The organism is Porphyrobacter sp. MBR-155 (assembly GCF_040547625.1).
In the GTDB taxonomy this organism is placed as follows: Bacteria; Pseudomonadota; Alphaproteobacteria; order Sphingomonadales; family Sphingomonadaceae; genus Erythrobacter.
The window spans coordinates 80,097-88,636 of record NZ_JBEPQB010000014.1 but is presented as its reverse complement, the minus strand read 5'-3'; the positions used below and the strand labels follow the sequence as shown (position 1 = coordinate 88,636).

Here is an 8,540-nt window from a genome sequence, read left to right as displayed (position 1 = left end):
CCCCGGGCGGCCCCGGCGCGCGCGCGGGGGGGGGGGGGGGGGGGGGGGGGGGGTGTTTTTTGTGTGTGTGGGGCGGGGGGGGGGGGGGGGGGGGGCGCCCCCCCCCCCCCCCCCCCCCCCCCCCCCCCCCCCCCCCGCGACTCCGTTACCGCTTTCCGTGCAGCGCTTACGCTTTGTTCAAGCGCTCGCGGATTTCCTTGCCGGCCTTGAAATAGGGCACACGCTTGGACGGCACGGGCACCGTTTCACCGGTGCGCGGGTTGCGCCCGCTGCGCGCTTCGCGTTCGCGCGTCGAAAACGCGCCAAAACCGCGCAATTCGACTCGACCTCCCTCGGCCAATCGCTGAGCGATCTCGTCAAAGAAGATATCCACCACCTGCTCGACTTCGTCGGCGCGCAGTTCGGGATTGTCTTTGTGTAATGCCTGCAACAACTCGGATCTGATCATGGTGATCTCCCGGTGCCCATGGGCGGTCTGGCCGCCATATCACACCGTAAGCGGGTTTGACCCCGCGGTTTCCCTCAACTCGCCTCCGACCCGTAAGGCGCCCCCATTAATCGCAGCGCGCAGCCGGATGCAATCCCGCAACGTCTGACAATGAACAGATTGTCATAAATCGGGAAAACGCGCAACTTCCACGCGTGTCAGCAGGCGAATAATTCAGTCGGCCAGCATCATATCGGCGGGGTTGAGGCCGAGCCGTTCCATCCTGGCACGGATTTCGGGCCATTCCTCGCGCAGGAAAGCTTCGCGATCGGCCGCGCGCAGGCGTTCTGCGGCACCGCGCACCACATACATGCCAACCCCGCGTTGCACTTCGACCAAGCCATCATTCTGGAACTGCTGATAGGCTTTGGCCACGGTCAGCGGATTGGCCCCCTGCTCCGCCGCGAGCGCGCGCACCGATGGCAGCATCGCGCCTTCCGGATATTCGCCGTCGATAATCGCCGCGGCAATCTGATCGCGCAGCTTGAGATAGACGGGCCGGTTGGCGCTTGGGCGGTTGGCGTTCATGGTGATGGGCTGTCCCTTACGAGGTGCATCAGTGCCATAATACAGCCACGCGGTCAAGGCGAGGGGGTGGTGGGGGCGGCGGCAAGGGGGTGGCGGGGGCGGTCTACGTCGTGCCAAAGCACATCCTGAACAATCACGCGCAACAAAAGCTTCACACGCGCAAATGATACGCTAGGTTGCGTCCCCATGGGATCGCGCCGGAGGGGCGCGCAAAAGGGATATCTGCATAAATGGCAACGCAAGAGCTTCCGCACGGGGACAGCGCCGGGACTTTTCTCGGCCACCCCAAGGGTCTGTTCGTCCTGTTCTTCGCCGAGATGTGGGAGCGCTTTTCCTATTACGGGATGCGCGCACTGCTGATCTTCTACCTGACCAAGCACTGGTTGTTTGACGATAGCCAGGCGGGGGTGATCTACGGCGCATATACCGCGCTGGTGTATATCACTCCGGTGCTGGGCGGTTATCTGGCGGACAAGTATCTTGGCCAGCGCAAGGCGGTCACATTCGGCGCAATTCTGCTGACTTTCGGCCACTTTCTCATGGGCTTTGAAGGCAGTGGCGGACAGGATGCGGCCAGCCTCAATATTTTCTGGCTGGCGCTTGCCTTCATCATCGTCGGTTCCGGCTTTCTCAAGGCCAACATTTCGGTGATCGTTGGGCAACTGTACCCGCGCACCGACGTGCGCCGCGATGGTGCCTATACGATCTTCTACATGGGGATTAACCTCGGCGCTGCACTGGGATCGATTTTGTGCGGATATCTGGGTGAGACCTATGGCTGGGCCTACGGCTTTGGCGCGGCCGGCTTTGGCATGTTGCTTGGCCTGATCGTGTTCACGATTTTCAAACCGCTCCTGCTGGGGCGCGGTGAACCGAGCGATCCGGCAAAGCTCGCCGGGTCGGTGATGGGCATCAAGCTCGAATGGCTGCTTTATGCAGTTGGCCTGATCGCGGTGATCACGTGTTGGTGGCTGGTGCAGAATCAGGCCGTGGTTGGCACCTTGCTCGGCGTGGGCGGCACGATCCTGATCCTCTATGTGCTGGGTGAGGCGACCTTCCGCTTCGTGCACGGCTCCTACGCTGCCTCGCCGACACTGCCGCTCGCGATTTTCGGGCTGGGCGGACTGCTGGCGATTGTCGCCTTCATCGGGATGTTCCTTGGCAGCATATCCGAAACAGGTGCGCTCAATCTGACGCTGGCTGGTTTCGGAGTGTCGCTGCTGGTGGTCATCTGGCAGTCAATCATCAACCGCAATCAGGACCGTGACCGCATCTTTGCCGCGATGTTCCTCATCCTCGGTTCGATTCTGTTCTGGGCCTTGTTCGAACAGGCGGGGTCATCGCTCAACCTGTTCACCGACCGCCATGTTGATCGCTCGATGCTGGGTTTCGACGTGCCGGCTTCAATGTTCCAGTCGATCAACGCGATCTATATCGTGCTGCTTGCGCCGTTCTTCGCGTGGCTGTGGACGTCGCTGGGCCGCCGTGGGCTTGAACCTTCGACCCCGGCCAAGTTCGGTTTGGCCTTGATGCAGCTTGGTGCTGGTTTCCTGGTGCTGGTGGCAGGCGCTGCGACCGGTAACATGACCCCGGTCATCTTCATCTTCCTGATCTATCTGCTGCATACGACCGGCGAATTGTGCCTTTCGCCGGTGGGCCTGTCGGCAATGAACCGCCTTGCCCCTGCCCACATGGCGTCGCTGATCATGGGGACGTGGTTCTTCGCTTCGGCCACCGGCAATTTTGTCGCGGGCCTGATCGCGGCTGCAACAGGTTCCGAAGCAGCGTCGGGCGAGGGTGCGGGCAAGCAGGTCGTGCTCGACGTTTACAATCAGATCGGCTGGCTGGCGATTGCCGTTGGTGTTGGCGTGATTGTGATCAGCCCGCTGATCAAGAAGCTGATGCACCTCGACACGCTCAAGGATGATGGTCTGGCAGGCGAAGCCGAACTGGGCGAAGCTGCCGCAGCCGGGATCCACCCCGCGACCCGTCCGGCTGAATAGTCGCAGGGTTCGCACGAAAACTCGTCCAGCGGCATGGACAACCCTTCGTTTCCTCGGCACACTTCGCGCCGGGGAAACGGAAGGGTTTTCGATGATCTCAAGACAAAATCTGCGTGCGCGCATCGGCGCATTTGCCACTCTCGCCAGCGCGCTTGCGCTCAGCGCCTGCGCCACAACCGGGAATGCTGGCGGGAACGCTGGCGGGGGCGATGTTGCCAGCACCAAGGCGGACGACAAGAAATTCGCCGCCAAGGTTGAATCCGACGGCGTATTCCTCTCGACCTATAAGCCCTACCCCAACATCGCCACTGCGATCCGCGGCGCGACCATCTATGACGGCAAAGGCGGCACAATCGAGAACGGCGTGGTGTTCATGAGCGGGGGCAAGATCACCTCGGTCGGCGGGCCGGACACCCCGATCCCGGCGGATATTGCGGTGTTTGATGGCAGTGGCAAATTCGTCACCCCCGGCATCATCGACATCCACTCGCACCTTGGCGATTATCCCTCGCCCAGCGTCAACGCGCATTCGGACGGGAACGAGGCGACCAGCCCGACCACGCCCGAGGTCTGGGCCGAACATTCGGTCTGGCCGCAAGACCCCGGCTTTACCCGCGCGCTCGCCAATGGCGGGATCACGGCGCTGCAAATCCTGCCCGGCTCGGCCAACCTGATGGGTGGGCGTTCGGTCACGCTGAAAAACGTCGCCGCGCGCACGGTGCAGGGGATGAAGTTCCCCGGCGCGCCTTACGGCATGAAAATGGCCTGCGGGGAGAATCCCAAGCGTGTTTATGGCAGCCGTGGGCGGATGCCTTCGACCCGGATGGGCAATTTCGCGGTCAACCGCGACACCTGGCTCGATGCGATCGATTACGCCAATGACCCTAAGGCCAAACGCGATCTCGGCAAGGAAACGCTGGTCGGCGTGCTCAAGGGCGATATCCTGATCCACAACCATTGCTACCGCGCCGATGAAATGGCGCTGGTTTTGGATATGGCCAAGGAAATGGGATACAAAGTCAGCGCCTTCCACCACGCGGTTGAAGCCTACAAGATCGGCGATCTGCTGCGTGAAAACGATGTGTGCAGCGCGATCTGGGCCGATTGGTATGGCTTCAAGATGGAAAGCTATGACGGCATTCTCGAAAACGCGGCCTTCCTGCAACGCGAAGGCGCCTGCGTGGTGATCCATTCGGATGACAAGAACGATATTCAGCGATTGAATCAGGAGGCTGCCAAGGCGCAGGCGGCGGGCCTCAGGCTCGGCATCGACATTCCCGATGCGACCGCGATCCAGTGGATCACCTATAACGCCGCCAAGGCGATGGGGATCGAAGACATGACCGGCAGCCTCGAAGTCGGCAAGATGGCCGATGTGGTGCTGTGGAACGGCGATCCGCTGAGTGTGTATTCAAGGCCCGAAAAGGTCTGGATCGACGGCGCGCTGATGTTTGATGCGACCAACCCCAAGATGCGGCCCGTCAGCGATTTTGAACTGGGCCAGCCCGGCGAAGGAGATGTGAAATGAACGGCGCAGCAAAAACGCGGCGCCTGCGACCGCTCGGCGCTTTGGGAATTGCGCTTGGGCTTGCCGGAGCCTTCGTCGGCTACAAGGCCAGCGCGCAGGATGTTACCATCACCAACGCCCGCGTCGTAATTGGCGATGGCGGCGCGCCGATTGACGGCGGCACCGTGGTCGTGCGCGGCGGCAGCGTGGTCTATGCCGGGCCTGCCAGCGGCGCGCCCACGGGTGGGGCAAGTGTTGATGCGGGCGGAGCATGGGTGACACCCGGCCTGTTCGCCACGGTCACATCGCTGGGCCTGTCGGATGTTTCGGCGGTGAGCGAATCGAACGATATTTCCGCGCGCGGCACCCCGTTCAGTGCGGCATTGGATACCTCCACCGCGATCAATCCGGCTTCGCAGCACATCCTTGTCCACCGCGCTGCCGGGATCACCCGCGCGGCCACCACCACCATGCCCGCCGGATCGATCTTTGCCGGGCAGGGCGCGATCATCGATCTGGACGGCGATGCCAACCCGGTGATGCAGGCGCGCGCGTTCCAGATGATCAATCTGGGCGAAGGCGGGGCGCAGCGCGCAGGCGGCAGCCGGGTTGCGGCCTACGCCTTGCTGAGCGCGGCGTTGCGCGAAGCGCAGGCACTGGTCGGCAAGTCCGGGATTCCGCAGACCACCGAAATCACCAAGGATGATGACGTGCTGCTCACCCGCTTCGATGCCGAGGCGCTGGTGCCGGTGGTGACGGGGCGGCAGAAACTCTATGTCGCGGTAGAACGGGCGGCGGATATTCGCGCTGTGCTGGGGCTCAAATCGCAATACCCAAGGCTTGATATGGTGCTGGTCGGCGCGAACGAAGGGTGGCTGGTGGCCGATGCCATCGCCGCAGCGGGCGTGCCGGTGATCGCCGATGGGCTGACCGACCTGCCCGAAACCTTTGAACAATTGGGTGCCACCCAAAGCAATGCCGGGCGGCTGGCGCGCGCCGGGGTGAAGGTGGCGATCAATGCGTCAACCATGCAGGATCCGCGCCGTTTGCAGCAGGTGGCAGGCAATCTGGTCGCGCTGACCCGGATGCCCGGCGCGACGGGCATGGATTGGGGCAAGGCCTTTGCCGCGATCAGCTCTGTCCCCGCCGATATCAGCGGCATGGGCGGCAAGGCAGGTGTGCTGAAAGCAGGCGCGCTGGGCGATGTGGTAATGTGGGATGGTGATCCGCTCGAAGTCGGCTCTGTGCCGACGCGGGTGTTCATCGGCGGGGTCGAACAAAACCTTGAAAACCACCAGACCGGCTTGCGCGACCGCTACCGCAACCTTGATGAAAGTGCGCGGCCCAAGGCTTACGACTGGTAGGCGAGACCTAACGGAGGATGCACGCATGGACGGATCACTTGTTGCGCTGATCGCGGCGAATATCGCCTTTGTCGGCACGCATTTTACCATGTCGCATCCGCTGCGCAGCACGCTTGTGAAGGCCTTGGGCGTGGGAGGCTTTCAGATCGTCTATTCGCTGGTGAGCTTTGCGACGCTGGCGTGGGTCTATATCGCGTTCAAAGCCGCGCCGCCTACCGACCTGCCGCGTTCGGGCGAGATCGGTTGGATCATTGCCACGTTGCTGACCCTGCCCGCGATGATCCTGCTGGCCGGTTCACTGATCGGCAACCCCGCGCTGCCGACCCCGATGGCGCAAACGCAAGCGCGCGCTGAGCCTCGGGGCGTGTTCCTCGTCACCCGCCATCCGATGATGTGGGGTATCGCGTTGTGGGCGCTCTCACACATCGTGCTGTGGTGGAGCACCCGCACGCTGATCACCGCGCTGGCGATGGGCGTGCTCGCGCTGGTCGGCGCGCATTTGCAGGACGCCAAGAAACGGGCGCTGATGGGCGATGCCTGGGCGACGTGGGAACAAAGGACCAGTTACTGGCCGCGCTGGGGCAAGTTTTTGTCGGTCGGCGCGGTGCCGCTGGTCGGGGGCGTTGTGTTGTGGCTGATCGCCAGCTGGCTGCATTTCTACGTCGCAGGCATCCCGGCGGGGCTGTGGCGCCTGATTACTCTCCCGTAAACACCGCGCCGCGTTTTTCGATCAGCGCGGAGACGCCTTCGGCATGGTCGGCGGTGGTGTGCATCATCGCCTGCGTGTTCGCCGCCATTTCCAGCGCAGAATCATAGCTGATCTGCTGTCCCTGACGCAGCAGGTTCTTGGTCTGGCGCAGCGCGTGCGGGGGTAGCGCGGCGATTTTGGCGGCGAGCGCGCGGGCTTCATCCATCAGCGCATCGGCTGCGACCACCCGGCTGACCAGCCCCCAATCCTTCGCCGTTGCCGCGTCGATCACGTCGCCGGTGTAGAACAGTTCCGCCGCGCGGCTCATCCCGATCACGCGGGGAAGAATCCAGGTGCCGCCATCGCCGGGGATGATGCCGAGTTTGAGGAACGTCACCCCGAACTTCGCGCTTTCGGAAGCAATGCGGATATCGGCGAGGCAGGCGACATCGCAGCCCAGCCCGATCGCCGGGCCATTGACCGCCGCGATTACCGGCACGCGGATGCCATAGAGCGCGCGCAGCATCAGGTGGATATTATCGCGATAGCCGTCCGAGATCGCGGGCGCGGTGCCGCCAAACGTGCCCGCCTTGTTCTGCATCGCCTTGATATCGCCGCCTGCGCTGAACGCCCGCCCTGCGCCGGTCAGGATTACCACCCGGCATTCCATATCGCGGTTGATCGCATTGACGACCGCCACAAACGCATCCCCGTCGCCCGGCGCGCCGAGCGGGTTCATCGTTTCCGCCCGGTTGAGCGTGAGAATGGTGACGGGGCCTTCGCGGGTGATCTGGATCAGCGACATGGAAACCTTGCACAAATGCGATAGACGGTTAAGCGGAGGTATAGCGAGGGTGGATAAAGAGCAACAAGTGTCATGATGCCCATCGCCTATGCGCAAAGGGAAAGCGGAGAGTTATAATGCCGGGCCTTTTGCTGATTTCCGCACCACCTGCGTTGTTTGGCGCTGCTCTGTCAGCGGCCGGGCCGGTGCCCGCGACGCCGCCCCAAACATACCTGCCCGTGACCCCGATCATGTGGAGTCTGGCAGCTGTGCAGGATAGTGCCCCGCCTGCCGATGCTGACCCCGCCACGGCGCCAAGCGAGGAACAGGATGATGATGCGCAGGGCAATGAAATCATCATCGAAGGCACCTATGGCCCGCCTGCAAACGACCCGGTCGAGCGGTTCAATGCTGAAAGCTATCGCATCACGCAGGCGGTTGATCAGGCGCTGGTTGAACCGCTGGCCTATGCCTATCGCGATGGCTTGCCCGAGCCAATCCGCGATGGGTTGGGCAACGTCGTGCGCAATCTTGCCGAGCCGAGCAATGCGCTCAATTTCCTGCTGCAAGGCAAGGTTGGCAAGGCGTTTGAAACGCTTGGGCGGCTGGCGATCAATTCAACCTTCGGATTAGGCGGGCTGATTGATATTGCTGGCAAGCCCGGCATCGGCCTGCCTTATCGCCGCAATGGGTTCGCCAATACTTTTGGCTATTACGGGGGTGGGTCGGGGCCGTATCTCTATCTGCCGATCACCGGCGCGACGACGGTGCGCGACACGGCGGGCGGCCTGCTGGATCAGGCGCTGCTGCCGTTTGTGGTTGGCAAGCCGTTCAGCAAGATCGAATTCGCGGCGACCTATTTCGTGGTCAACGGTCTGGATTCGCGGCTTGAATTCGATGCCGAGCTGGCGGAAATCCGCGAGTCCGAGGATCCTTACGGAATGCGGCGCGATACCTACCTTGCCCGGCGCGAACGCGAAATCGCGGCGCTGAAGGGTGAAGTGATCCCTGAACCCGAGCCGGAACTTGAATTGCAAACCGAGCCGGAGCTGGAGGCAAACCCCGAAACTGCACCCGAAAACGCCCCTGAAATCACCAATAACACGGCCCCGCAGAGTAACCCCACGCTGACCGAACGCGTGCAAATCACCGCCAGCACCGCGCCCGCCGGACGTTAGG

At 62.7% G+C, this 8,540-nt stretch carries 8 protein-coding genes; 5 read left to right on the top strand and 3 right to left on the bottom strand.

The annotated features are described in order from the left end of the window. Window positions 1–166: 166 nt before the first annotated feature. Together ABIE62_RS14035 and ABIE62_RS14030 are read right to left on the bottom strand one after the other, a co-directional pair. Complete coding sequence (locus ABIE62_RS14035; RefSeq protein ID WP_354326940.1) at window positions 167–448, bottom strand: integration host factor subunit beta; 282 nt, start codon at window positions 446–448, stop codon at window positions 167–169. Between the two features lie 213 nt (window positions 449–661). Then, window positions 662–1,015, bottom strand: coding sequence for a GntR family transcriptional regulator (locus ABIE62_RS14030; RefSeq protein WP_354326938.1), 354 nt, complete (start codon window positions 1,013–1,015; stop codon window positions 662–664). 230 nt (window positions 1,016–1,245) lie between these two features. Here ABIE62_RS14030 and ABIE62_RS14025 point away from each other — a divergent pair, with 230 nt between their 5' ends. The 4 genes from ABIE62_RS14025 to ABIE62_RS14010 all read left to right on the top strand — a co-directional run bounded on the left by ABIE62_RS14025 (window position 1,246) and on the right by ABIE62_RS14010 (window position 6,598). Then, window positions 1,246–3,018: a peptide MFS transporter gene (locus ABIE62_RS14025; protein ID WP_354326936.1), complete on the top strand. Its 1,773-nt coding sequence runs from the start codon at window positions 1,246–1,248 to the stop codon at window positions 3,016–3,018. A gap of 91 nt (window positions 3,019–3,109) precedes the next feature. Continuing rightward, complete coding sequence (locus ABIE62_RS14020) at window positions 3,110–4,546, top strand: amidohydrolase (RefSeq protein ID WP_354326934.1); 1,437 nt, start codon at window positions 3,110–3,112, stop codon at window positions 4,544–4,546. Beyond that, window positions 4,543–5,889 (top strand): amidohydrolase family protein, encoded by a 1,347-nt coding sequence (locus ABIE62_RS14015; protein WP_354326932.1) that lies wholly within the window; start codon window positions 4,543–4,545, stop codon window positions 5,887–5,889. Before ABIE62_RS14020 ends, ABIE62_RS14015 begins: the two co-directional genes overlap by 4 nt. A 25-nt stretch (window positions 5,890–5,914) precedes the next feature. Next, window positions 5,915–6,598: an NnrU family protein gene (locus tag ABIE62_RS14010; RefSeq protein ID WP_354326930.1), complete on the top strand. Its 684-nt coding sequence runs from the start codon at window positions 5,915–5,917 to the stop codon at window positions 6,596–6,598. Here the strand turns inward: ABIE62_RS14010 and ABIE62_RS14005 are convergent. Then, window positions 6,585–7,382, bottom strand: coding sequence for a crotonase/enoyl-CoA hydratase family protein (locus ABIE62_RS14005; protein ID WP_354326928.1), 798 nt, complete (start codon window positions 7,380–7,382; stop codon window positions 6,585–6,587). The genes ABIE62_RS14010 and ABIE62_RS14005 overlap by 14 nt on opposite strands. Window positions 7,383–7,498: 116 nt before the next feature. On the opposite strand from ABIE62_RS14005, the gene ABIE62_RS14000 reads away from it, so the two are divergent. Next, window positions 7,499–8,539 carry an MlaA family lipoprotein gene (locus ABIE62_RS14000; protein WP_354326926.1) on the top strand — a complete coding sequence of 347 codons (1,041 nt, stop codon included), beginning with the start codon at window positions 7,499–7,501 and terminating at the stop codon, window positions 8,537–8,539. The last annotated feature ends 1 nt before the right edge of the window (window position 8,540 follow it).